Origin of the sequence: Veillonella parvula, assembly GCF_001553335.1 — a bacterium.
Lineage (GTDB): Bacteria > Bacillota > Negativicutes > Veillonellales > Veillonellaceae > Veillonella > Veillonella parvula_S.
The window spans coordinates 327-24,398 of sequence record NZ_KQ960777.1; the positions used below are offsets into that span (position 1 = coordinate 327).

Below are 24,072 nucleotides of genomic sequence, written 5' to 3' on the forward strand. Positions count from 1 at the left end.
AGTACTCTGTAATTTTTCGCTATGATAAAACATTCCCCCTATATGGTAATAGAGGGATGTGTTTTAGTACTCTGTAATTTTTCGCTATGATAAAACAGTTAGTTCTCTAAAAGCTATATTGGATTCGTTTTAGTACTCTGTAATTTTTCGCTATGATAAAACCGAAGAACTGGGAATTGTTAGAACGTATTCGTTTTAGTACTCTGTAATTTTTCGCTATGATAAAACGACTGATAAAGCCTGCACTGTATGCAGGAAGTTTTAGTACTCTGTAATTTTTCGCTATGATAAAACCTTAGTAGTTACCACTACGTCCTGCTTATTGTTTTAGTACTCTGTAATTTTTCGCTATGATAAAACGTACTAGCCTAGAACAGGCATATCGGCACGGTTTTAGCACTCTGTAATTTTTCGCTATGATAAAACTTGTCTAAAAGCCTGCAAAAAAACCACCTAGTTTTAATACTTTGTGATCGTTGCTTATGATAAATCTAGAGTAAAAAATAATGATTTTCTGATTGTTATGATTTTATGTATTAATACAATTAATGAATGTTAGGGGAGGGTATATATGGGATATATACTAGGATTAGATATCGGGGTTGCTTCTGTTGGTTATGCAATTATTGATGAAAACTATAATGTTCTAATTAGTGGGGTAAGATTATTTCGAGAAGGGACGGCAGAAGAGAACGTAGCACGTAGAGGGTTTAGAAGTAGTCGTAGAGGTGTGAGGCGGAGTCATCATAGATTAGAGCGATTAAAAGAACTCTTATCAAATGTACTAGGGGTAAGTGGAGATCAATCTTATACAAATCTCTATGAAATTAGAGTTAGAGGGCTTGCTAATAAGCTTTCACCTGATGAATTGATAGCTGCTATAATTCAATTGGCTAAACATAGAGGTATTTTCTATTTGAGTCCAGAGGATCTTGCTGCTGAGGACGGAAGTAATCGAAGTCCAGCAGACATTATTCGAAATAATGAGAATAAACTTAAGGATGGAATTTATCCTTGTCATGTTCAGTTAGAGAAGTTGAAAACTACAGGAAAAGTACGAGGCATTGAAAATAAGTTTACCCATGAATCATATCGTAATGAATTAATTAAGCTTCTTGAAGTTCAATCAGTATTTTATCCAGAATTAAAAGAGATAACAGATGAGATTTTATGTATATATGATTCTAAACGTGAATATTATGAGGGGCCTGGTAGTTATAAAAGTCCCACACCCTATGGGAGTTACCAATTAGATGAAAATGGTAATGTTATTAAGATTAATCTGATTGATAAAATGCGTGGCACGTGTACATATTTTCCTAATGAATTAAGAGCACCTAAATGGAGCTATAGTGCATGCTTATTTAATTTGTTAAATGATCTAAATAATTTAACGATTCAAGGGGTGAAGATAGCTGAAGCTCAGAAACAAGAGCTGATTAGTGAGTATGTAAATAAAGGCAAATCAGTAACAATTCCTGCTATTGCAAAAGTATGCGGTGTTAAAAAGGAAGATATTTTTGGCTTTAGAATAGATAAGTCGGAAAAACCAATTTTTACAAAATTTGAAGGTTACAACGAGTTATTAAAAATTGCAAAATTTGTAAACGAAGAAGCTACAATTGAAGGTAATAAACAATTAGTAGATGATATATCTGAAATTCTAACTAAAGAAAAAAGTATAGAAGTTCGTGAAAGAAAATTAGTAGATGATTTAAAATTATCTACTAGTTTAGCTAAAGAAATTGCAAAATCGGGGGGCTTTACTACATATCATTCTTTATCATTTAAGGCTATTAATTTAATCTTAGATGATTTATTGAGAACTAGTAAGAACCAAATGGAATTATATACTGAAGTAGGTATAAAGCCATATAACCATAACTTTTCACAGAACAATCAGTTATGTGCTAATTTATCTGACTGGATTGTATCACCTGTTGTTAAACGCTCTATTAATGAGACTATTAAGGTGTTTAATGCACTACGTAAATATCTTAAAACCCAAAATGGAGATGACGCCGAATTTAGTGATGTAGTAGTTGAATTAGCACGAGAAAAAAATAGTCAGGAAAAGAAAGATCTGATTAAGAAAATTCAGAAGGCCAATGAGGAAAAACGCTATAAAATCATGGAACTTGTTGAAAACAGGACGCTTACGCGTGCAGAGTTTGAGCGTATTAGTTTATTGTTAGAACAGGATTTTAAATGTGTATATTCTTTAGAGCCTATAGAATTGGCTGATGTATTTAAACCAGGTCTTTTAGAAGTTGATCATATTATTCCTTTATCCATATCTCTAAGTGATGCTCAGTCTAATAAAGTACTTGTCTATCACGTAGAAAATCAAGCGAAAGGCCAACGGTCACCATTCCAATATTTCAGTAGTGGGAAAGCAAAAATAGTTTTTGAAAGATTTAAAGAATATGTTACTAGAAACTCGAATTTTAGTAATGCTAAAAAGAGAAATTTACTATATCTTGGAAACCCAGTTGAAGATATGAAAGGTTTTATTGATCGCAATTTGGTTGATACACGGTATGCATCACGTGAAACCTATAATTTATTAAAATCCTTTTTTGATTACCATAATATAAATACCAAGGTTAAAGTTATAAACGGTTCTGCAACAAGTTATTTTAGAAAAAAAGCGTATCTATCAAAAAATAGAGAAGAAACATATGCTCATCATGCACAAGATGCTATGATTATTGCTGGTTTTGCTAATACGAAACTGATGAAATTTTTCTCGAAAATAGGGGCCTTTTCTGAAAGTTTAAATAATAAGGAATCTATTGTAGAGATAGATGGCAATATTATAAATTCTGAAACAGGCGAGGTACTGGAGCAAGAGTTATTTGATAAATCAGAGAATGTATCTAACTATATTCAGTTCTTAAAACGTATTGAACGTATAGAACCGTTATATTCTCATAAGGTGGATCGCAAACCTAATAGAGCTTTGTATGATCAACAGATAAAAGCAACTCGAAGCTTTGTTGAAGATAATAAAGAGGTAACCTATATTATCACTAAATATAGTGATATTTATAATACAGGAATTGGTAATGCTGGAAGCAAACTTAAAAAAATGATTTTAGAGTCTCCTGATAAATTGTTAATGTATCATCATGATCCTAAAACTTTTGAGATTTTTCTAAAGATTGTAGAACAATATGGAGAAGAAAGTAATCCTTTTGCCGCTTATAAAGAAGATCATGAGCCAATCCGTAAATATTCAAAAAAAGGCAATGGTCCAATTATTGAGTCGGTTAAGTTTCGAGAAAAGCAGTTAGGGGCGCATCGTGTTAATGTAAAACAAGATGGACATAACAAATCGGTATTTTTGAAAATAAAAAGCTTACGTACTGATGTGTACCAAGATGGAGAAAATTACTTAGTGCTTAATGTGCCATATGATATGGTTAGCTTTGTTAATGGTAGATATATAATTGATCAAGACAAATATTATAAATCAAAACAGGTTCAAAAAATTCCTGAGTCTGCTACCTTTGTAACATCTTTATACCGAGGGGATTATATAACTTATGAAGAAAATGGCGAAACAGTAGAATGTATTTTTAAATGTATTAATAATGAGAAGACTCATAGAATAGAGATCTCTTATGTGAATCGGCCAACCGATAAACAGGTTATGAAGGCTATAAAGACCAGTATTAAAAACTTGACCAAATATAATGTTGATGTATTAGGTAATAAATATAAAGTTACAGATGAAAAACTAGAGTTTGATGTTACGATTTAATGTTGCAGGGAGTGCACATTATGGGTTGGCGAACAATTATTATTGAACAGAGTCAGCAAGTTTCATTACATTTAGACAACTTAAAAATAAAAATGCTTGAAGGGGACTATTTAGTCCCCTTACAAGATATTAGTATAGTTATTTTTAATAACTATAAATTAAATGTTACAACGCAACTATTATGTAAGATGAGTCGCTATCAAATTTGTGTAATCATTTGTGAAAAGAATGGATTACCGTCTGTTGTTATGAATCCTATAGCAGGAAATTATGTAACATTTAAAAATCAAGAAATACAACTGAATATGAATCCATCTAGACCAGGTGATTTGTGGAAAGCAATTATTGAACGTAAGATAAATAATCAAATGTTTGTTTTAGATCATTATTCATTGTCATTAGATACAATTGAGATAATGGAATCTTTAAGAGATACAATTCAGCCGTTTGATACGGAAAATCATGAAGGTATTGCTGCAAAAGTTTATTTTAAAGCTTTATTTGGTATTGATTTTATACGTGATAGAGAAGAGGGAGATCCTATCAATAATGCTTTGAATTATGGATACTCTATTATTAGAGCCCTTATGGCAAGAGCATTAGCTGCTAAAGGACTTATATTATCAATAGGGATAAAACATCATAATATATATAATCACTTTAATCTCGTTGATGATTGCATGGAAATATATAGGCCCATCATAGATGATTGGGTCTATTCTTGTATTTATGTGCCTGAAGTTTTGTTTTCAAGAAATATAAAACTTAATTTAATTATTATGCTTTCTGAGCGTACAGTACGTCATCAAAATATATCTTACTCAATAGCAGATTCAATGAATAGATTTGCAGATAGTCTCGTTAGATGTATGACTGATGATAATGAAGTATTAGATTTACCATTATTAGATATATGATATTGGTGTGTGAAATGAATAGGTACAGAATGGTGAGAGTATTAATAATGTTTGATTTACCTATGGATGATACTGTTGCAGTTCGTCATTACACTCAGTTTAGGAAGTTTTTGATACGGCAAGGGTATTTTATGATTCAGTATTCTATTTATTGTAAGATTATGCCCAATCGGGATAGTATAAAGTCTCATATTGAATATATTAAGCGCTATTTACCGCCAGATGGAGCTGTATATGTTTTGCAAGTTACAGAGAAGCAGTATCAAGGTATGAAACTATTAACTGGAAAGAAACAAATTATCGAAGAGAAGTTAACGATTGATAAAACTATCATTTTCTAGGAGGCGTCTATGAATGGTGAATTGGTATTATCAGGATATAGACTTTTAGAACCAGTCCATATTAATTTACAGGCTATAACAATTGTAGTGCCACAAGATGATTTTAGGACTATGCCGGTTATATTTGATTTTATAGAACGATATTTTGATAAAAGGAGATTCTCCCAACAATACCCATTTAATACATTGAATCTTAATAATAGTGTATGTAGAGATGATGAGTTTGAAATTTTATATATTCCTTCAAGAGTAGATTCAACAGAGCTTTTTAAGATTGCAAAAAAGAGTTTATTGGGTAAGATAACTGAGAAAATCTATAAAGAAGTTTCAATATCTGAACGGGAAAAATGCTTTAATCAGTTGAATTCTGTAATACTTTCGCCAATTAATGAATTGTTATCTCGTTATAATTTAATATGCGAGAGTAATATGAATGATTTTTGGAGTTTTAGTAAGATTATAGATTTACTATCTAATGATATGGAAATATATGGTACGTTTGATGAACGATCGCAGTATGACTTGAAATATATGCTGGTAGATTTGTTTGCTGAACTAGATATAGGAAAGAAGAAGCTACTCCTATTAGATTTACCTGAACAAGGCTTATCAACAGAAGAATTTTACTCTTTGTTAGACTATCTTAATAAAAAATGCTCAAATATTGATAATGTTATAGTTTATACGCAATCTAGTGCTATTACTAATATATATGAGAAGCCCTTGTGCTATCATATAGTTAAAGATAATCAAATATGGGGAATGGATGATTACGATGAAATTGAAGTTTTATTGCTAGAGGATAGTGGATCTATAAATTTACTGGAGAAAGAGTGCCAGTTTATACAAAGCTTGTTTAATCGTAGTCTATTTGAAACAGATTATAAAGAGATTAGTGATTTATTTTTTAGTAAATAAGTTGAATTTTAAAATATAGTAAATAGAGTGAATATATATGAATATTTACAATTGGATTCAAGAAAAACTATTTGATGAATACGAAGAATGGCGTTTGAGGAGCCCTGATTATAATCGAAACGGTTTTAATATAGTCGGAATAGATAATACTTTACAGGCTATGCATGATGGATTTTTCATGTATATAGAATTGTACCCACCTCATGCCATCGATGGTTGTACTGCGATGAAAGCGCGTGTAGGTAAAACACAGGATGCGGTAGATTTATTCTTAGATATAGATGGCAAGACCTATCGTATGGCAGATGTAAGCTATCCTGACGCAGTGAAAATGATGCGGGCTTTTGTGAAAAAACGTAGAGTACCTGATTGTAGTTTGTGTGTAGAAGCAGCGTATCTAGATATCGATCAGATGCGATCTACATTTACAGAGTTAGCAACGTTGTTGCTAGGCGATGCTAAACAAGCTAAATCATTTATGACAAAGGTAAAGTTGTGCTCCATGGAGGAATTAGAAGATAGCTGGTGGAATCTCTATGAGAAACTAGACTCTAAAGGATGTGCCGTAGAGTTAGACTATAAATGTGAACTAGAGGATTTTATTTATTATGTACAGAAATTAATACGTAACAAGTCTTTAGATACCGGCGAAGATCTAACTATTGACCTATCAGCATTAGATGAAGATCAAGTTATTATGGACTGGTGTGCTGATCTTAATTCTAAATGGGAAAACTATACGTTAGCAGGCATGGACATCGGAACCGATAGCTTTGTACTTATGGTGCTTTCAAATGAGGAATTCAAAACAGCCCAAGAATTAGCGAAAGAACTATTACATAGAATCGATGTAGCTGAACGCTTATGATATAACAGAAATTATGATGAGTAGCATGATTATAATGTAGGAGAGAGTCATATGAGTATTGTACGTCTACCAGAATATGAAGCAGAGTTTGAATCGGAAGAGTTTGAAATCTATGCATTGCCGCGCAGTGATGCAAATGGGGCTAGTCCTTATTTAGAGAAGTACCATAGACCACTGGTGTCCACCGATGCTATCTTAGATACTCGAACTGGCGTGCTTGACCGTAGCGAAGGCATTTTGACGTGGATTATTGAGGGCCTTGACGATAGATGGGGGTATTCTTTTGAGCCTCATGGAGTCTATAAATTGTTAGTTAAGAAAGCAAAACCCTTAGAGGACTTGGGCTATATGCGCCCGTCTTGGAATAATCGCTATTATGTGCTTGAGGTGTTAGAGGAACATGCTAAACATAGCGAGTTAGAGGCGTTGTCGGCGTATTTGAAAACTCCTAAATACCTTCATACCGATAGGGGCGACTTCCTCTTAAATCGAGAGTATCAATATTACACAGCGAGAATTGGTGATTATGCATTCACTCTTGATGTGGATGAGGGCTCTGATGAAAGTTGTACCACAGCATTGGCTGCTTTCAATACAATCGAGAATTTCAAAGAATTTGAACAACGAATTAGTGCATATATTAGTGAAAAATTGCTAGACCTTGCTAATGATTGGCTCGACAATGACGATCAAGATCCGATTACATCAAACGTATTTGCCAAGCGTATTACGATGGGTGAATTGGCATTTCGCAATGATGGTACCATAGAGGTATATTATGACGATGATGATATTTTCTGGGGGCACTGTATCATAGCCCATATTGATGCAGATGGGAACCCTGTTGATGCAGATATTGCAGGATGATTAACTAATGGAGCGTCCTAATGAGAAAATCGGAATTAATGACATTATGGAATGTTGAAAGCTGGTCTGAAGAACCGTATGGCGTTTACTTTGTATCTCGCCGATTGGGCATTAATCGTTTAAAGAATGAAGGACAAGCCTTTAAAAAACTTAATATTAGTTGTACCGGTTATACTGAAGATGATGTACTTTCACTATTAATATGGGAGCAATTATATGTTCAATTAGATGAATTAGACCAACTGGCGAAGGGGCTCATACAAAAGGGAATACCGCAAGAAGAGTCTGTTGTACTAACGCTAACGGATATAATGCTGGATAAATCAGGTTGTTACGATGCATTTGCACTAGGCTATGATGTGGGAGAATCCCCAGCAGGACATCTATATGTTTTGGTTCCTTTTGATGAAAACTTTACGGCTCAACAAGATGTGATATACGAAACCTTATAGAGTTGTTTTAAAGTGGTGATACTGGTGTTGTATTCTACCTAAAAATATAAGTGATATGCAGGAGAGAGACTATGGAAGATATGTATAAATTAGTCAAAGATTTCTTTAGTCATGATATGGATTTAGATGATTTATTTGATTCCGAAGCTATCATCTGGATTGACTGGCGCGAGGATGACGAAGATGTGGTGAACTATTTTAATGACATGATGGATGAGCCTATCGACATTCAAAGCGTTAGCAATGGAAAGCAGTATGGTGACGATATTGTACTACAAAAGGGCAATAAAAAATTGCTAATTCCCTACGGTGATGAGAAAGACCGGGATGTGACTATCAAATATTTCAACGACTTCGTTAAACCTGATTATGAGGTGCGCTGGTTTGCTGAAAGCCTTGGCGATGATACGCTCGGATTTACCGTGCTTTCAAGGGCAGAATGGCTAAAGCTAGAAGATGAGTTTGGTGCAGATATAGTTTGTTATTATTTTGTACCTATTGATTTAGAAAGCAACATGTTTAATCTCAGTATGAGCGAGGTTTCTGCGTTGTTAGAATTACGAGAAAATAAGAGATGAAATAGAGAGAATAGGCGATGAAATAGAGAGAATAGGCGAATATATAAGAGGTAACAATATGGATTATTTAAAATTATTGCGTGAAGATTCTAACTTGGCAGCAGATTTTGATGCACTATTTGATTTCTTTTTGCTCGATGAGCCAATGGAACGTGATGAGGTAGAGGGGCGATGCACCTTTTCCTTGGATGGGAAGGCTTTTGCTCGAGATGGTGCCGGCGGTGAGTATCATCAATTAGAGGATGGCTCTATCGGTTATATGAGCAGCGAAGGTCAATGTGGTCGTATAGCTGAAAGTATAGATGATTTAATCCATTTATTGGTGTATAGCATTTGCTGGTATGATTATTGTGACTCCAGCCAGTATACAGACATGGGTACTCTTGAAGCGTATGCTAAGGAGCGACACACTCAAATTACATCCTATACAGAAATGGATGAATGGGAAATTGTTGTTCAGGCGCTAGGTATGCCTTCCGAAGCAAATGTGGCTGTTGAATTACAAAAGTTCTATGACGCGGCACACCGAAAACCTCTGTACCAAGGCTTTTACCATGAAGAGGATGGTAGCATTACGCCCTATGAAAGTCTATTCTTTTAATATGTAAAATGGGAAAATAATCAGCAATAAAAGAGTGTTTCAAGAGGTTTTGTGTTGTAATAGGAGAATCGTATGGCAATTGATGGAGTAAAGATCATAGACAGCGATGACGGTCATGATATTTATAATGCTATTGTTGAGCGGTACAAGGATGGTATCAGTGTCGATACTATAATTTCTGAAATCTTAGGTGAGGAAGAAAATTTTTGTACTGATGAGTTTTACACAGAAATTTATTGGACTGCTGTGGCCTATTCGCTGTGGAAGATAGGGCATCTGCCAGATGACGTTAAAGAGAAGGCATTAAACGTAATTGCTAAGGGCCCTCATGAGTTTTGGCTAGACATCGATAGTAAGGCCCTTAAACAGCGTCAAAAGGTATTAGATAAGTTAGCCCTGCAGCTACAGAGCAAAAATCCAAAGCCACTTAAGGTTCGTAAATCTAAAACAAAGAGAGAACCTTATTTTAAGGTGGGCGACGTATTAGCTGTTAAATTTGAAAACGAGTATGGTACTATTTTTGTTTCTGAGGTGGATCAATCACCGCGGAAAATTGAGTACCATTTAGCTTGTACGCGGCTTTTACAAAAAGAAAAACCTACAATGGAACAGTTTCTAAACAGCAAAATTGCCTGCCGGAAAGATAATACAAATTTTGGTATCGATACAGATTGCTGGTTTAACCATAAGGATTTAGGTTTGTTACTGAATAATTTGGAAATTATTGGGATCGTTGAACTATATCCGTGCAAACTATGGAAACTAGCACCAGCGGGAACGCTAGAGGATATCTATGAGGAGATTACAGATGAGCCAAGAATAGGTAGACTTCGCCTTATAGAAACGTATGAATTGGTGAAGGACATTGTTCATCAATAATTACTGTGTCAATAAGAGGGAGTAGATGTGATGGATGTAGCCACTCAAATATATATAGAAACTGTACAAGTCAGTGATATACCGTGGCACCGGTTAATCACAACCTATGGCCGTGCTACAGACTTTCCTACAGAGCTTGATGTATTGTGGAATATGGAAAGTATAGAAACTATTAATGCGGCTGGTGAAGAGCTAGCACAGAATATTGAGCATCAATCGACGTTGTGGCATGCTACACCATTTGCCATGATTTTCTTGTTTCGTATTTTTAAGAAAGCCCAGGAAGAGAGAACTCAGAATAAAGTAGCTCAGTATTTAGCAGAACAATTGGTAGACCTATTTTCTGTGATTGCTGAGTGTATCCGAGATGGTCTTCTACTAGAACATGCTGATCCTCTACCATGTTTTGAGGATATGCTCAACGAAGAATATCTTTGGTCTGAAGAATACGATGAAGACGAAGATGTTCTTAGATATGAGGAAGAAGACGTATTCCCTGATGATTTATTCTTTAGCTTTTATTACTATTCACTGCAAGTGCTTTTACTAGGTAGGCTATTATTAGATAAAAATAACGAGCAAGAGGCTATTTTGCTAGAATTATTGACAGAGATAGAGTCATAAATATCTAAGGGAATTATAGATTGTTAAGTGTTTATGGAGATTTTAGATTATGGGACTAATTGCAAATTATAGCTGTTTAAGCGATGCGAATTTAAAAGAAATTAAAGCCATGGGCTCAGAAGAAGAGGAAATTCTTGAAAGCGTTGAAGAGTGGAATGACGATGATGAATTATTGCTTGATATCGATAAGATGTGGGATGTACTTCACTTTGTGCTAACTGGCGTAGGCACTGACCATAAGGACGATAAGAATCCTCTTAGCCAAGCTGTGCTTGGCATAACAGCTGTTGAAGAACTATCGGATTACTTAGCGTATACGGAACACGATAAGTTAGCAGATATCGTGGCGGCTCTAGAGCAGTTTGATATGGAAGAGGCTCTTGAATCTTTTGATATGGCAGCTTGCAAAGAGGCTGAGCTATATCCAGATATTTGGGATTACGATGAGGAAGAGGAGGAAATCAAAGACGAACTTCTTCATGATTTCGAGCAAATGAAACGTTTCTACAAACAAGTACTAGACGCTAATGGGAACGTGCTTGTATCGATTTGCTAAGGTCGTTAAAATTTGTTGGCTATGGATCTAGTTATAGCTAAACCAATTATGCGACTGGCAAAGATGAGGAATTGTAACATGGCAGTGTTAACAGAAAAGCAAATTAAATATGGATTTGACTACTATCATAAGGATGACGCACGGCCTAAATCTGTGGTAGAGGTCTCTGAATATGATGGTGAAGATAAGTTAATAATCAACTGCACACAACTCGATGAAGATTATTCTGCTAAAGATAAGAAGCGAATTTGGATGGAGTGGTGTGATTTTCTAGTTGAAAATCCAGATGCTTTTACAGAGCTAATATTTTGTACAAGAATGTCACAGGACTTATTTGATGCGGTGTGTGCCCAACGTAGACTTAAAAAATTACATATAAAATGGGGTGTCTATCCAGATATTTCAAAATTAGAGAACTTACAAGAACTAGAATATTTACACATTGGATCTGGTAGAAGCGTATCGAGTTTAGAGCCTATATCAAAATTAGAAAATTTAGTGGCTCTATCGATTGAGAACTTTCAAAAAATTGATGATTATACGCCATTAGTGCATCTGAAGCACCTTGAAAGTCTTGCTCTAGAAGGTGATTTCGCGGCTCCTAAAATTCTTAAGGTTCGATCATTAGGATTTTTACGTCAAATGAAACAGTTGCGTTTTTTTAGCTTTTTAACGGCAAAGGTGATAGATAAAGATTACTCTCCCATTTTAGAACTCAATAATCTAGAGCACCTTACATTAAAGTCTTGTAAAGAGGTTAAGCAATTGTATCCTCAATTCGTTAAACTGCCAAAATTAAAATATGGCACAGTTTTAGAACGACCAGAATTATATGAGACATAAGTTATGGGGCAGATATTAAAGATATAAAACATAATATGAAAAGGAAAAGCATTATCATGGATAAAGCACGTAAAAAGGAATTGTTAAAAGCATATGCAGATAAGCAGAGACAATCGTTTAAAGATAGTTTACCTATGGATGAAGAGTTGTTTTGGAATCTCTTTGATTATGTAGACGAGAAATTAGAGGAAAATGACAGTTGCGATCATAGTTTGACTTTCACTAGGGAATTCTTGGAAAAACAAAAGGTAGATGTAGAAATCGTATTAGACTGGATTGTCAACGAAGGTGGCGGTTGTGACTGCGAGGTTCTCTACAATGTAGAAGAGAGATTTGAAGAGTAATATCTATGTAATTGGGAAGGTTTTCGTATACAGCTTGTTTTTGACTTAGAGCAAACTGTAAGCAGTCTAATGTAAATTTATTTGTGATTATGGTAACCAAGTAATCTTTGGTAAAAAATCATAGTATACTAGAAATGTTAAATACTGCCGGCGATATTAGCGATTTTGTCTAAGAAGCGCCGGCGTTTTTCGTCTGAGCTGTTTTCTGTGCCAGCCAACTGGGTATGTGTAACCGGTTTAATGCCACAGGATTTCAGAACTTGATTTTTTAACACCTTGCCATAGTCCTGAATAAACGGCGTCAAAAAGGCGGGAGTATTGTGGGTGGTGATGATCCAGGCGGATTTTCCCTGTAAATGACCTATAAGCCCCCGTTTTCCGTATGAATAGGCAAAGCCTGCTGTAAACACGCGATCGATAAAGCCTTTGAGCATTGCCGGCATACCACTCCACCAAATTGGGTAGATAAAGATGAAATGGTCTGCCCAAGTAATTAAGTTACGATACTTTTCCATATCCGGTACAGTGCTTAAATCTCGACGTTTGTGCGTGTCCTCAAATCGCAATATAGGATCGAACTGCTCCTCATATAAATCCAAGGTGTTCACATTGTGGTCTTTTGAAAGATTCTGTTGCACTACTTTCAGAATAGCGTCATTAAAACTTTGATGATTAGGATAGGTGTAAATGATTAAAATATTCATGGCTAGTTCCTTTCTATTTAATCATCGTCAGGTTGAAAGAATCTGTATAGTAAAATGGTATCTATATTAAGTTAAAGTCTAGTGAAGAGCACCTATTCTAAACGTAAATAACGATAAATGTTGGGAAGAGTGTATTGTTAATTCCTTTTGTTTGCGGGTGTTGTTATAAAGGTATATAGTATAGATATGTGGTGTATTTTATCGCATATCTATTTTTCTTTATAAGGAGGACGCTATGCAACACGTTCAAAACCGCAGTACTACGTCCGCGTTAGTACTCACAGCCGTATTGATTGCCCTCGCAACATTGTTTACCATGTACACGAAAATTCCAGTACCTGGCATTCGCGGCTATTTCAATGTAGGAGATGTCGTTATTATGACGTCAGCTCTATTATTAGGTCGAAAATATGGCGCCTATATTGGTGCTATCGGCCCGGCGCTAGCTGATTTATTTCTCGGCTATGTAGTCTTTGTACCCATCACCTTCGTGGTGAAAGGACTTGAAGGCTATCTTGTCGGTACTGTCTATAAGAATAAGACAACTACCTCTGCCTTGGTAGCAACTATCGTAGGCGGTATTGTTATCGTAGCCGGCTACTTTATCGCTGAATACTTTGTATTCGACCCGGGCGTAGCCATTGCCAGTATTTTAACTAATACTATTCAAGCTGTTATGAGCGTTATTATTAGCATGATACTCTATGCGATTTTGCGTAAACGACTTGGATAGTAAATTGACAGTCTTTAGAATTCAGACTATACTATAAGTACAAAAGAGCCAGTTAACGTGTTCTAGGCGTTAGGCTCATCAAAGAATTGTGAATTTGATAAACCTAACGTGTCTAAGTATTGCCGTACTTAGTCTTAAACGTTAGGTTTATCTTATTTTATAATCAATATATTGATTATTTCTTAAGAATTAACACTACGAGGGTAGCGAATAAAAGGGAGACTCTATCAAGAGTCTCCCTTTGTTAGTTATAAATAGGCTAATATTTATTAATAGATTTTTTATTGTATAGAACATAAGTTCTGTTTATAATAAACGTAAGATAGTCGAACGAGGTTGGGGCACCCTTTTTCTTTGAAGGGAGTGAAAGCCTATGAATGCTTATGAAGTCATTATGATTGTCCTCGGGATCTTAACTGTCGTTATTTCCTTTGGAGCATTGATAGTGCTGATTTGTCGTAATAACGACAAATAGCCCTTCGTTACTAACTGGTAGCTGAAAACGAAAGGCCATTTCTGCATGTCTTATAATGTTTTGGGATGAGCCTGACGGAACCACTCGTCGACTATCTCTTTATTACATTATAATGAGATTGGCGTATATCGTTAATCTGGAGTCAATGGTCATCATATCAATATAGAGCTTGGTTTCTAAGGTGTGGTATAATACTTTCATTATGTAATAAACAAAGGAGATTTAAATGGCAAATTTACCTAACTGCCCTAAGTGTGGCGACGAGTACACATACGAAAATGGGTATATGTTTATCTGCCCTATGTGTGGCAACGAATGGACAGCGGCCGATGCGCAAGCTGCAGCTGAAGCGGGTATTATTCGCGATGCTAACGGCAATGAGCTCGCTGATGGCGATACAGTGGTTGTTGTAAAAGACCTCAAAGTAAAAGGCGCGGGCGTATTGAAACAAGGTACGCGCGTAAAAAATATTCGCCTCATCACCGATGCAAGCGATGGTCACGATATCGATTGTAAAATTGATGGCTTCGGTGCGATGGCATTAAAATCCGAAATGGTTAAGAAGATATAATGTAACCAAGTTTTATATGATGTATATTATGAGTACCTCCGCCTCTCATGGGGCGGAGGTTTTGTATATTTCAATACTATAAATTCTGGTTGTAATGAAAATCACTATTAATTAAGAGTGTATTATGGTACGATGATGGTGTAATGATTGTATAACATTTGATTTTATAATGGAGGAATGTATCCATGTTACCAGAAAAATTATTAGAAGTATTAAAGCATGAAGGTGTTGTATCGATTACAACGTGGGCGAATAATGAAGCGCATGTTACTAATACATGGAATTCATATTTGAAGGTTGATGGCGATGATCTTTGGGTGCCTGCAGCCGGTTTGACTAGCTCAGAGAACGATTTGAAAGTGAATAATCGCGCTATCGTTACATTGGGTGCTCGTGAAGTAGAAGGCTTTAATGGCTATCAAGGTACGGGTTTCCGTTTGGAATGTACTACATCCTTCCTAACTGAGGGTGAAATCTTTGATAAAATGTATGCAGAATATCCTTTCATCAATCGTGTTCTAGTATTACATGTACAATCTGCTAAACAATTGTTATGATTGAAAGCGTATCAATTATAACAATTTAGGACTTTCATAGAATATATTTATATAATGAATCCTAATATAAATCCCTATCGAGACGTTCGGTAGGGATTTTTTCGTGGTATAATCAACTTATAATGCATATAGTATGAGAGTATTTAGATGAGAGGAAACTATGTTTAACCGTGTTATATTGTTGGCTTTATTAGTGTCTGCGATGAGTCCTATTAGTTCTATAGCTGCAGATATAAAGCCTGCGGACAAGCGTAATTATGAATTGCAACAACAGATTTCTTATAATGTGATCATTCCGCCAGAGGCTTTTGAAACGAGTGCAGATGGAACATTAATCGTTCCTATAGAGATTAAGACGGACGATAAGGGCAATATTGTAGCTGTTGAAGCAGGTCCTAATAATTGGAAACTAGATCGTGAAGCGTACCCTATCTTTGAGGAGGCTGCTAAAGAAGCGGCTTGGAATACTAAACATGTTGATACTGATGAAGCACTTGTTGTAACGATTCCCGTTAGTATAGTCATGTTATCTGATACTAATTCAAAGAAACGATAAAGGAGGGCTTATGGAGGCTACGAAAGATTTAGAGAAATATACTTATAATCTTCTCGCTGAGCGTGGTGTCACATTAGATGACATTGCAGAGCTTGTTTTTTACGTACAAAAACCGTATATGCCGAATTTAAAACTGGAAGAGTGTCGCACAAGTGTGGCTTCTGTACTATCTAAACGTGAGGTGCATAATGCGATTATTACGGGCATAGAGCTTGATAAATTAACGGAGCAGAATAAACTATCTCAGCCATTGCAACGCATTGTTGCCAATGATGAAAGCCTGTATGGGATTGATGAAATTTTAGCCTTTTCCATCGTTAATTTATATGGGTCTATTGGCTTTACAAACTATGGCTATTTAGACAAGGTGAAGCCAGGCATTATCAAAAAGCTAGATAGCGAAAAAGGGGGACGCTGTAATACATTCCTCGATGATTTAGTAGGTGCTGTAGCGGCAGCAGCGGCAGGAAAACTGGCACATAATGAACCAAATCGCGTGCAACATGCTATAGCAGAAGAATAGAAGTTCGTCATATATCTACTTATCGATAAAGTATGAGGTGGGCTTCGATGACTCATTGATAACACTTTCACAACAACATGATGACACTTTGACAACAACTTGATAACAATGTATAGAGTTGGTAGATACTATTGATGTTATAAAGAATAAAGAGTATAAATAATATTGATTGGAAATAAGTACTTTGTTTTGTAGCCTATATACAGGAGGAGCTATGCAAAAGGTTCTAGTAGTAATCGATATGCAAAATGATTTTGTAGATGGTGCCCTTGGTTCATCGCAAGCACAGTTAATCGTAGATAATGTGCGTAAGAAAATTGAAAGCTTTGATGGCCCTATTATCTTTACGCGTGACACGCATGATAGAGATTACTTGGAACACCAAGAAGGAAAGCTTTTACCAGTGCCACATTGCGTTAAAAATACCGAGGGCTGGCATATTGTGGATGGCTTGATTGAGGCTGCAGAAGGTCGATCAATTATGAGCCCTGTATCCTTTGTAGATAAACCAAACTTTGCTTCTTTTGAGCTGCTCACTCGGTTAGAGGGCATGGATAAGGTAAACCCTATTGAATCGATTACGCTTATCGGCTTATGTACAGATATTTGTGTTGTGTCCAATGCGATTATGCTGAAAGCAGGCTTGCCAGAGATTCCGATTCACATCGATTCGAGCTGTTGTGCTGGCGTAACAGAGGAGTCCCATCAAGCGGCATTAACAACCATGAAAATGTGTCAGTGCATTGTTGAATAATTACTTCATATATATAATTTGTTTAAGTATAGTTTTATAGACTAATATTTAGCTAAGGGGAGTTATTTATGAGGTATGAATCTTTTAAAATTATTAATTATAAAGGGATTATTGAATCAAATATAAATATAAATTCAGGACTGAGTCCATTTATAGGTGTTAATGAATCTGGAAAAAGTACTATTTTAGAAGCCATTGCAAGTTTTGATAAAGATAATGATATCTTGTATGATGGTCAGTTTATTAATAACGATTTGATAATAAGTAAATTTAATAGAAGGGATAATCCTAAAATTATAGCCGACATATTTATAAATGAAGCAGAGGCGAAGTCTTTTATTAAAGGTTTATTTGAAACTGAAGCTGAATTATATGATTTAGTTTATACTCCTAATTTTTATGAAGAGGAGCAAAAAACGTATTATCAATCTATTAGTCAAGAATTATGGGAAGAAATTAAGGAATATTTACTTGATATAATCAATAATATAACTTTTGAACAGGGTTTACCTAAGTTAAAAATTCAGCGTGAGTTTGGATCTGGTTCTGGAAAATATAAATTATTATTAGGCGATAATGATATATTTGATATTGTGTTTAACATAAATAAAGATAAACGTGTTAAATTGAAAGGCTCAAAGATACCTGCTATAGAAGTTCTATTTAATGATGGAGAAAAATATTATTTAGATAAGGAGCTTTTGGCAACGAATGATATTATAATTGATTATATATTAGATCGACTACCACCTATAATTTATATTGATGATTTTAAAGATCTGATACCAAATCAAATAGAGCATTCTGATACTGAACAATATGAACGGATAAAGTATATTGCATGTAATATGATTGATATGAGGATTACGGAGTCAGATTTTGATGAGTTGGATTCATTTAGTAGTGCGGATCAATCTACAATATTAGCACAGATTAGTAGAGTTATAAATGAACATATTGGGCGTGCTTGGAATGAAAATCATATTTTAAAAAGTAGCCACCAAGATAACTTATTTAGGGTGGATATTAAATTAGAATATAGAGATAGTTGTTTTGAATTTTTAATTAGGGATATAGATAAAGACGGAAATATTAAAAGTAGTTATAACTTCAATCAACGTTCAAAAGGGTTTAAATGGTATTTTAATTATTTATTTAAAGTAAGTTTTAATAATAAAATTGCTAGGAGCAATACTTTTGTTGACAGTGAACAGGAACGTATTATTTTATTAGATGAGCCGGGTGTTTATTTACATGCTGCATTTCAAAAAGAATTATTACGCCTATTAAAACGTGATGCAAAAGAGCAAAAATCCAATATAATTTATACTACTCACTTAGAGAATTTGTTAAGTCCTGATATTATTAATGTAAATACTATTCATGTAGTTTCAAAAAGTGTTAATGGTATTTTAGTAGAAGCACTTAATAATAGTAAAGGGCCTAAGTTATGTGGTAGTTTTGAGCCCATTTGGAATGCAATTCATTTGAAGAGTTTTCCAACAGATATTTCTGGCAAAAATGTTATTGTAGTCGAGGGCTTAACTGATATGATTATCTTAAAATTATTACAAGAAAGAAATTTGTTAAATAAGGAACTTATTATATTACCTGCAGGTGGTGCACCATTTCAAAGCACATTAGTAACATTGTGCCTTGGATTAAGTAATCGTGTGTTGCTTTTATTTGATAATGATACAGAAGGTAGTACTGCTTGTAAAAATATTAAAGATAAGTTTGGAAATATTTCTAGAACATTAAGCGAAATTCTTTCTGATGATGCCTCTAACATTACTGATTTAGAGTCTTTATATAATGAGGATGAAATTAAATTAATAAAAGAACCTTTGAAAGCTAATTTGATATCATTATACTATGAGAATAAGGAAAATAATCAACGGAAAAAATTATTACGCTTTTTAGCGAAAAATGAAGTTTTAAAATTACTTGCAAAAAATATAAATGAGTATTTTGTAGTTGATTGTTAAGATAAATTAATCAGTTGAGTATGGGTAGATTGATTTTTAAATAAAAGTATATTGATATCTGCATTCTTAGTCCTCTATATTGACGTTTTTCTATATAATGTGTACAATTAGATAAAGAATGATAATTCATATCAATTTATTGGCTAAAAAGTATATCTTAACTTCTGGTTAAAGTTAGGATAATACGTCTCTTCTTGAAGTATATATGCTATGCTAGTAGATTGATTCTATACTACCGATGCAGGTGCATCGAATCGCTTTCACAAGAACGATGATACGAAATAGTTAGCATTGTTCTATGCCCTAAATTTAAGGAGGACTACTATGAAACCTTTCGAACTCGCACCATTACCGTATGCTTATGATTACCTTGAGCCTGTTATCGACGCTGAAACAATGAAATTGCATCATGACAAGCATCACCAAGCGTATGTTAATAATTTGAATGCGGCCATCGCGAAATATCCGGATCTTGCGTATGGCTGTATAGACTGCATTCTCGGCGATATTGCTAATGTGCCAGAAGATATCCGTCAAGCAGTTATCAATAATGGTGGTGGTCACAAGAACCACACTATGTTCTGGGAAATTATGACAAAACCAGATACTTCTAAATTGCAAGGTCCTTTGAAAGAGGCTATTGACGCTGAACTTGGTGGCTACGATGCGTTTGTTGAAAGCTTCTCTACTGCGGCAGCCACACGCTTTGGCTCTGGTTGGGCTTGGCTTGTAGTTAACAAAGATGGCAAGCTAGAAGTGACATCCTCTGCAAATCAAGATAATCCTCTATTGGAAGGTAAAAAAGCAATTCTGTGCTTAGACGTTTGGGAACATGCATACTACTTGCACTACCAAAACCGTCGCCCAGACTATATCAAGGAATTCTTCCGCGTTATTAACTGGGACAAAGTTTCTGAAAACTACGAAAAAGCATTGAAACCACACCATGATTAAGTGGTATACTTGTTAGAAACAGAAACAGAAACAGAAACAGAAATAGAAATAGAAATAGAAATAGAAATAGAAACAGAAACAGAAACGAGAATAATAATATAATGTAACGTAAATACCGGATAGTTGGTCTACATGATCGATTATCCGGTGTTTTATTACTGTTATTTCATCTTATAAATAACTTTCAAAAGTATAGCCACGGATACAGATTTTCTAATCGATATCGTTTATCATAGAACCATAGGTCATTATATATAGACCTTTCACAGTAAATCGATAGCCTTGTATACGAGATTTTTACGTATAGGGGCTCATTAATATCAGTAAGTATATTATAAAGATTTTGACACGAGGGGAACAAAATGGAAAAGAAATTAGATTTATCCAAATCTGTATATGATTTGGTAAAAGAATATCCTGAAGTAACAGATATTATGAAGGAATTAGGATTCAGCGAAATCACAAATAAGGTGATGTTGAATTCTGTTGGCAAAATCATGACTATCCCAAAAGGGGCTAAAATGAAAGGTGTATCCATGATTGATATCGTGGGTGCTTTTATGAAAGCCGGTTTTACCTTAGAAGGTGACATGCCAAACCTATCGGGTGATGATGCGGAATCTACGGGTCATCCTGGCGTGGCACCTACTGCAGCGGTTACAAAGTCTAATGTTACGGATGCATCTGCTAAGGTAGCTTCTAGTACAGTTGCAGCAGACGCAGTAGAAACAAATGCAGCAGCATCTACTACAGCGAAAGCTAACACGGAAGAAAATTCCGAAGCTAAGGCTGAAGATACTGTTCAAGATAGCGAACGTGTAGAGCAACTTAAAGGATTCTTGAAACGTTTAGGCACAGGCGAAGACCTGGGTGCCGTTCGTGAAGATTTTGCTAGTCAATTCGCCCATGTTGAGGCTAGTGAAATTATGAAAGCTGAGCAAGGTCTTATGCGTGAAGGTACACCATTAGCTGAGGTGCAACAATTATGTGACCTTCACTCCGCCTTGTTCCACGGTTCTACCATTCATGAACAAATGGAGTCAGAACATGCTAAGGTTGAGGCTGTGTTAGAGGCTCAAGAGAAGAGCAAAAGTGTGGTGTCCTTGATTGAAACTGTAGGACATCCACTCCATCAATTAACAGAGGAAAACAAGGCTCTTGATGCGTTAATTGAATCCATTCGACCTAAGGTGGCAGATAAAACGGCAACCGTTGATGATGTAAATGCAGTGCGTCAAGTATCTGTTCACTATGCTAAGAAGGGTGACCTTTTGTATCCGCATTTGAAAGTAGCCTATGATATTTCTGGTCCATCTATGGTTATGTGGACTGTTGATGGTGATATTCGGGACCAACTAGGCGATTTAGCTAAGTCTAGCCAAAGCGTAGATGATTGGTATAGACGTTTTGATGAGCTTCTTACACGTGCGCAAGAAATGATTTATAAAGAACAAAATATTTTGTTCCCAATCTGTGCAGAAAACTTCAGTACTGAAGAGTGGTACCAAATCTACAAAGATACAGCGCAATATGAAGAAATCTTTGGGGTAAAACGCACTGCTTGGCCAGAGGCTGAAACCGCATTAGCAACACAAACAACAAAAGCAAGTGGCGATGATAATACCATTGCTCTAATCGGTGGTAGCTTGACTGTGGATCAATTAAATGCCATGCTTAATACAATGCCAATGGAAGTGACCTTCGTTGATCACGAAGACATTAACCGTTACTTCAACGATGGTGAAAAGGTTTTCAAACGCCCTACGACAGCTATCGGTCGCGATGTGTATTCCTGCCATCCGCCAAAGGTAGAACCAATTGTACGTGGTATCATCGATTCTTTCCGTAAAGGTGATCGCGATAATGTAGCAGTATGGCTTGAAAAGCAAGGCCGTCCTTTCTATGTTAATTACATGGCTGTTCGTGACCAAAACAATAACTATATTGGTACATTGGAACTCGTACAAGACATGAAATTTGCAAAAGATCATTTCGCTAGAACTAAATAAGACCCTATATATGTGGTAACCTGAATAGGTAACATATATGAGACATATATAGAAAAGTAAGACATATATAGAAAAAAGGCTGCTCTACACGATTTGGTGGTAGAGCAGTCTTTTTGTATGCCTTATAGTTTACCGCACATACATCGCTGTATGTACTAAGGTTGTGTAGGGGATAGTATGATTGGATACAATTACTATGCTTAATATGACTGATATGTTAAATATTTCTAATAATGCTGTGGGTAGCGGTTTTTATGTTTTCTAGGCTTGTAGCCAAGTTCAGACGTACAAAGGTTGCGTAGTTTTCGCCTCCGAACCATTCGCCAAAGCTTGGTGCGAGGTGGCATTTGTTTTCAAATAGGTCGTGCATATCTTCGGGCTTTACATAGGCACTAAAGTCAATCCACGCTAAATAGGTGCCATCCATAGGGCTGATGCGGATTTTTGGTAATGCCGTACAAAGCTCTCGGCATAGATATTCATAGTTTTCACGAACCATGGCCAGTACATCTGTTAACCATGCTTCGGCCTCTGGGTGAGTGTAGGCTGCTGTGATGGCAGTTTCGGCAATAACGTCTGAGTCCGTATGGTATACATGAGCTTTATAGGCGTTGAATTGGCTTCGTAGCTTTTCGTTAGGAATGATAACCTCTGCGTGGTGCAAGCTAGCCATATTGAACGACTTGGACAAGGAGGACATGGCAATCATGTTATCTACATAGGCTCCGCTCTTTACGGTTAAGGATGATGTAAAGGCTGTTGGGCCTGTAATAAGGTCTTGATGGATTTCGTCGCTTATGATGAGCACATGGTGGCGCTTACAGATGCCAAATAATCGGCCCATCTCCTCTTCCGTCCACACATGGCCCACAGGGTTGTGTGGGTTGCAGTGAATGAACAGCTTCACATCGTGCTCGATAATTGCTATTTCAAAGGTCTCATAATCGACAGTATAGCGATTATCTTCGTTCCGTTTCATCGGAACTGCGATGATGTGACGTTGTGCATCGCTGGCGCTCGTATCAAAGGCGCCGTATACAGGATTTAGAACGGCGATGGAATCGTTTGGTTTTGTGAAAGCCCCAATACACCACATAATACCGGTAATGACATTGGGGGCGCTAGCGAGCCAGTCCTGTTCAATACCGCAGTTGTGACGTCGTTTGTACCAATTTATGACGGCCTCTATATAATTTGGATTTGTCATAGTATAACCTAGAGGATTGGCTTTCACATAGTTACAGATGGCATTTTGGATGCACTGAGGTGGCATAAAGTCTATATCTGCCACCCATAATGGTAATAGGTCGGTGCGACTGAATTTTAAATGCTGACCGTCCCATTTTCGGGAATGAGAACCGCGGCGGTCTATATAGTATTTGCTAGTGAATTTTGCTGTGTTCATAAGAAACCTCATATAAGGATATACCTTGAGTTGTATGTCTTTAATTCTTATATGTATATATTCAATTACAAAATAGATATTTCTATTCCGTAAGGTGTATCTCTAATTCTTATTACTGTATCTATTATCAGTATACATGCATCCTATTATATGTAAATGGACTTGTATAAAATCTATGCAATCCTTGCATGAATAGGGGCTATATTCGTATACAAAAGGTGTTATATTTGCTTGACTGTTGGGACTTTCACAATTTAGAATATACTATAGAATGGTGTGAGTCTGACCA

The 24,072-nt window shown here is 35.8% G+C and carries 25 protein-coding genes and 1 CRISPR repeat array; of the genes, 23 read left to right on the top strand and 2 right to left on the bottom strand.

The genetic code is table 11. The features are described 5' to 3' along the window. The first annotated feature begins 60 nt into the window (after positions 1-60). Positions 61-426: direct repeats of the CRISPR family, unit length 36 nt; unit sequence GTTTTAGTACTCTGTAATTTTTCGCTATGATAAAAC. Between the two features lie 145 nt (positions 427-571). From cas9 to HMPREF1865_RS01235, 14 genes are all read left to right on the top strand, one after another. Beyond that, entirely contained in the window at positions 572-3,766 is a 3,195-nt protein-coding gene (gene cas9, locus HMPREF1865_RS01170) for a type II CRISPR RNA-guided endonuclease Cas9 (RefSeq protein ID WP_060918926.1), read from the top strand. Between the two features lie 20 nt (positions 3,767-3,786). Next, positions 3,787-4,683, top strand: a complete 897-nt coding sequence (cas1, locus tag HMPREF1865_RS01175) for a type II CRISPR-associated endonuclease Cas1 (protein WP_060918927.1) — start codon at positions 3,787-3,789, stop codon at positions 4,681-4,683. A 47-nt stretch (positions 4,684-4,730) separates the two neighbouring features. Continuing rightward, positions 4,731-5,024 carry a CRISPR-associated endonuclease Cas2 gene (gene cas2 / locus HMPREF1865_RS01180; protein ID WP_060918928.1) on the top strand — a complete coding sequence of 98 codons (294 nt, stop codon included), beginning with the start codon at positions 4,731-4,733 and terminating at the stop codon, positions 5,022-5,024. A gap of 9 nt (positions 5,025-5,033) precedes the next feature. Beyond that, positions 5,034-5,942 carry a hypothetical protein gene (locus HMPREF1865_RS01185; protein ID WP_060918929.1) on the top strand — a complete coding sequence of 303 codons (909 nt, stop codon included), beginning with the start codon at positions 5,034-5,036 and terminating at the stop codon, positions 5,940-5,942. Positions 5,943-5,979: 37 nt separating this feature from the next. Further along, positions 5,980-6,810 carry a DUF6630 family protein gene (locus HMPREF1865_RS01190; protein ID WP_060918930.1) on the top strand — a complete coding sequence of 277 codons (831 nt, stop codon included), beginning with the start codon at positions 5,980-5,982 and terminating at the stop codon, positions 6,808-6,810. Positions 6,811-6,861: 51 nt separating this feature from the next. Next, a complete protein-coding gene (locus tag HMPREF1865_RS01195) occupies positions 6,862-7,677 on the top strand; it encodes a DUF2262 domain-containing protein (protein ID WP_060918931.1) in 816 nt (271 codons plus the stop codon). A 20-nt stretch (positions 7,678-7,697) separates the two neighbouring features. Beyond that, on the top strand, positions 7,698-8,129 hold the full coding sequence (locus HMPREF1865_RS01200; RefSeq protein WP_004694583.1) for a hypothetical protein: 432 nt from the start codon (positions 7,698-7,700) through the stop codon (positions 8,127-8,129). 71 nt (positions 8,130-8,200) lie between these two features. Beyond that, a complete protein-coding gene (locus HMPREF1865_RS01205) occupies positions 8,201-8,707 on the top strand; it encodes a hypothetical protein (RefSeq protein ID WP_060918932.1) in 507 nt (168 codons plus the stop codon). 58 nt (positions 8,708-8,765) lie between these two features. Next, the gene (locus HMPREF1865_RS01210) at positions 8,766-9,308 is read left to right on the top strand and encodes a hypothetical protein (protein WP_060918933.1); all 543 of its coding nucleotides are present in this window, start codon (positions 8,766-8,768) and stop codon (positions 9,306-9,308) included. Between the two features lie 72 nt (positions 9,309-9,380). Beyond that, complete coding sequence (locus HMPREF1865_RS01215; protein ID WP_060918934.1) at positions 9,381-10,187, top strand: hypothetical protein; 807 nt, start codon at positions 9,381-9,383, stop codon at positions 10,185-10,187. 30 nt (positions 10,188-10,217) lie between these two features. Further along, positions 10,218-10,811 carry a hypothetical protein gene (locus tag HMPREF1865_RS01220; RefSeq protein WP_060918935.1) on the top strand — a complete coding sequence of 198 codons (594 nt, stop codon included), beginning with the start codon at positions 10,218-10,220 and terminating at the stop codon, positions 10,809-10,811. Positions 10,812-10,860: 49 nt separating this feature from the next. Next, positions 10,861-11,367 (top strand): YfbM family protein, encoded by a 507-nt coding sequence (locus tag HMPREF1865_RS01225; RefSeq protein ID WP_004698303.1) that lies wholly within the window; start codon positions 10,861-10,863, stop codon positions 11,365-11,367. Between the two features lie 78 nt (positions 11,368-11,445). Continuing rightward, positions 11,446-12,210: a leucine-rich repeat domain-containing protein gene (locus HMPREF1865_RS01230; RefSeq protein WP_060918936.1), complete on the top strand. Its 765-nt coding sequence runs from the start codon at positions 11,446-11,448 to the stop codon at positions 12,208-12,210. 56 nt (positions 12,211-12,266) lie between these two features. Next, complete coding sequence (locus HMPREF1865_RS01235) at positions 12,267-12,554, top strand: DUF2695 domain-containing protein (RefSeq protein WP_060918952.1); 288 nt, start codon at positions 12,267-12,269, stop codon at positions 12,552-12,554. Between the two features lie 137 nt (positions 12,555-12,691). On the opposite strand, the gene HMPREF1865_RS01240 is transcribed toward HMPREF1865_RS01235, so the two are convergent. After that, positions 12,692-13,258: an NAD(P)H-dependent oxidoreductase gene (locus HMPREF1865_RS01240; protein ID WP_060918937.1), complete on the bottom strand. Its 567-nt coding sequence runs from the start codon at positions 13,256-13,258 to the stop codon at positions 12,692-12,694. Between the two features lie 235 nt (positions 13,259-13,493). On the opposite strand from HMPREF1865_RS01240, the gene HMPREF1865_RS01245 reads away from it, so the two are divergent. The 9 genes from HMPREF1865_RS01245 (at position 13,494) to HMPREF1865_RS01285 (ending at position 22,378) form a co-directional block, all read left to right on the top strand. Beyond that, positions 13,494-13,991, top strand: coding sequence for an ECF transporter S component (locus tag HMPREF1865_RS01245; RefSeq protein WP_060918938.1), 498 nt, complete (start codon positions 13,494-13,496; stop codon positions 13,989-13,991). A gap of 701 nt (positions 13,992-14,692) precedes the next feature. Further along, positions 14,693-15,037 (top strand): zinc ribbon domain-containing protein YjdM, encoded by a 345-nt coding sequence (locus tag HMPREF1865_RS01250; protein ID WP_060918939.1) that lies wholly within the window; start codon positions 14,693-14,695, stop codon positions 15,035-15,037. Positions 15,038-15,222: 185 nt separating this feature from the next. Further along, the gene (locus HMPREF1865_RS01255) at positions 15,223-15,594 is read left to right on the top strand and encodes a pyridoxamine 5'-phosphate oxidase family protein (RefSeq protein WP_004694608.1); all 372 of its coding nucleotides are present in this window, start codon (positions 15,223-15,225) and stop codon (positions 15,592-15,594) included. 160 nt (positions 15,595-15,754) lie between these two features. Further along, positions 15,755-16,150, top strand: coding sequence for a hypothetical protein (locus HMPREF1865_RS01260; protein ID WP_004694610.1), 396 nt, complete (start codon positions 15,755-15,757; stop codon positions 16,148-16,150). 10 nt (positions 16,151-16,160) lie between these two features. Further along, positions 16,161-16,673: a phosphatidylglycerophosphatase A family protein gene (locus tag HMPREF1865_RS01265; protein ID WP_060918940.1), complete on the top strand. Its 513-nt coding sequence runs from the start codon at positions 16,161-16,163 to the stop codon at positions 16,671-16,673. 214 nt (positions 16,674-16,887) lie between these two features. Beyond that, positions 16,888-17,427 (top strand): cysteine hydrolase family protein, encoded by a 540-nt coding sequence (locus HMPREF1865_RS01270; RefSeq protein WP_024061509.1) that lies wholly within the window; start codon positions 16,888-16,890, stop codon positions 17,425-17,427. Between the two features lie 68 nt (positions 17,428-17,495). After that, the gene (locus tag HMPREF1865_RS01275) at positions 17,496-19,415 is read left to right on the top strand and encodes an AAA family ATPase (protein ID WP_060918941.1); all 1,920 of its coding nucleotides are present in this window, start codon (positions 17,496-17,498) and stop codon (positions 19,413-19,415) included. Positions 19,416-19,739: 324 nt separating this feature from the next. Next, entirely contained in the window at positions 19,740-20,369 is a 630-nt protein-coding gene (locus HMPREF1865_RS01280) for a superoxide dismutase (protein WP_004694615.1), read from the top strand. Between the two features lie 362 nt (positions 20,370-20,731). Further along, positions 20,732-22,378, top strand: a complete 1,647-nt coding sequence (locus HMPREF1865_RS01285; protein WP_060918942.1) for a DUF438 domain-containing protein — start codon at positions 20,732-20,734, stop codon at positions 22,376-22,378. 217 nt (positions 22,379-22,595) lie between these two features. On the opposite strand, the gene HMPREF1865_RS01290 is transcribed toward HMPREF1865_RS01285, so the two are convergent. Further along, positions 22,596-23,783 (bottom strand): MalY/PatB family protein, encoded by a 1,188-nt coding sequence (locus HMPREF1865_RS01290; RefSeq protein WP_060918943.1) that lies wholly within the window; start codon positions 23,781-23,783, stop codon positions 22,596-22,598. Positions 23,784-24,072 lie beyond the last annotated feature (289 nt).

Coding starts and splice junctions, on each gene's coding strand:
- HMPREF1865_RS01210 (WP_060918933.1), top strand. CDS start 8,766: ATGGATTATTTAAAATTATTGCGTGAAGATTCTAACTTGGCAGCAGAT.
- HMPREF1865_RS01260 (WP_004694610.1), top strand. CDS start 15,755: ATGTTTAACCGTGTTATATTGTTGGCTTTATTAGTGTCTGCGATGAGT.
- cas9 (WP_060918926.1), top strand. CDS start 572: ATGGGATATATACTAGGATTAGATATCGGGGTTGCTTCTGTTGGTTAT.
- HMPREF1865_RS01255 (WP_004694608.1), top strand. CDS start 15,223: ATGTTACCAGAAAAATTATTAGAAGTATTAAAGCATGAAGGTGTTGTA.
- HMPREF1865_RS01290 (WP_060918943.1), bottom strand. CDS start 23,783: ATGAACACAGCAAAATTCACTAGCAAATACTATATAGACCGCCGCGGT.
- HMPREF1865_RS01205 (WP_060918932.1), top strand. CDS start 8,201: ATGGAAGATATGTATAAATTAGTCAAAGATTTCTTTAGTCATGATATG.
- HMPREF1865_RS01245 (WP_060918938.1), top strand. CDS start 13,494: ATGCAACACGTTCAAAACCGCAGTACTACGTCCGCGTTAGTACTCACA.
- HMPREF1865_RS01190 (WP_060918930.1), top strand. CDS start 5,980: ATGAATATTTACAATTGGATTCAAGAAAAACTATTTGATGAATACGAA.
- HMPREF1865_RS01270 (WP_024061509.1), top strand. CDS start 16,888: ATGCAAAAGGTTCTAGTAGTAATCGATATGCAAAATGATTTTGTAGAT.
- HMPREF1865_RS01215 (WP_060918934.1), top strand. CDS start 9,381: ATGGCAATTGATGGAGTAAAGATCATAGACAGCGATGACGGTCATGAT.
- cas1 (WP_060918927.1), top strand. CDS start 3,787: ATGGGTTGGCGAACAATTATTATTGAACAGAGTCAGCAAGTTTCATTA.
- HMPREF1865_RS01280 (WP_004694615.1), top strand. CDS start 19,740: ATGAAACCTTTCGAACTCGCACCATTACCGTATGCTTATGATTACCTT.
- cas2 (WP_060918928.1), top strand. CDS start 4,731: ATGTTTGATTTACCTATGGATGATACTGTTGCAGTTCGTCATTACACT.
- HMPREF1865_RS01235 (WP_060918952.1), top strand. CDS start 12,267: ATGGATAAAGCACGTAAAAAGGAATTGTTAAAAGCATATGCAGATAAG.
- HMPREF1865_RS01200 (WP_004694583.1), top strand. CDS start 7,698: ATGAGAAAATCGGAATTAATGACATTATGGAATGTTGAAAGCTGGTCT.
- HMPREF1865_RS01185 (WP_060918929.1), top strand. CDS start 5,034: ATGAATGGTGAATTGGTATTATCAGGATATAGACTTTTAGAACCAGTC.
- HMPREF1865_RS01240 (WP_060918937.1), bottom strand. CDS start 13,258: ATGAATATTTTAATCATTTACACCTATCCTAATCATCAAAGTTTTAAT.
- HMPREF1865_RS01195 (WP_060918931.1), top strand. CDS start 6,862: ATGAGTATTGTACGTCTACCAGAATATGAAGCAGAGTTTGAATCGGAA.
- HMPREF1865_RS01250 (WP_060918939.1), top strand. CDS start 14,693: ATGGCAAATTTACCTAACTGCCCTAAGTGTGGCGACGAGTACACATAC.
- HMPREF1865_RS01230 (WP_060918936.1), top strand. CDS start 11,446: ATGGCAGTGTTAACAGAAAAGCAAATTAAATATGGATTTGACTACTAT.
- HMPREF1865_RS01285 (WP_060918942.1), top strand. CDS start 20,732: ATGGAAAAGAAATTAGATTTATCCAAATCTGTATATGATTTGGTAAAA.
- HMPREF1865_RS01275 (WP_060918941.1), top strand. CDS start 17,496: ATGAGGTATGAATCTTTTAAAATTATTAATTATAAAGGGATTATTGAA.
- HMPREF1865_RS01225 (WP_004698303.1), top strand. CDS start 10,861: ATGGGACTAATTGCAAATTATAGCTGTTTAAGCGATGCGAATTTAAAA.
- HMPREF1865_RS01265 (WP_060918940.1), top strand. CDS start 16,161: ATGGAGGCTACGAAAGATTTAGAGAAATATACTTATAATCTTCTCGCT.
- HMPREF1865_RS01220 (WP_060918935.1), top strand. CDS start 10,218: ATGGATGTAGCCACTCAAATATATATAGAAACTGTACAAGTCAGTGAT.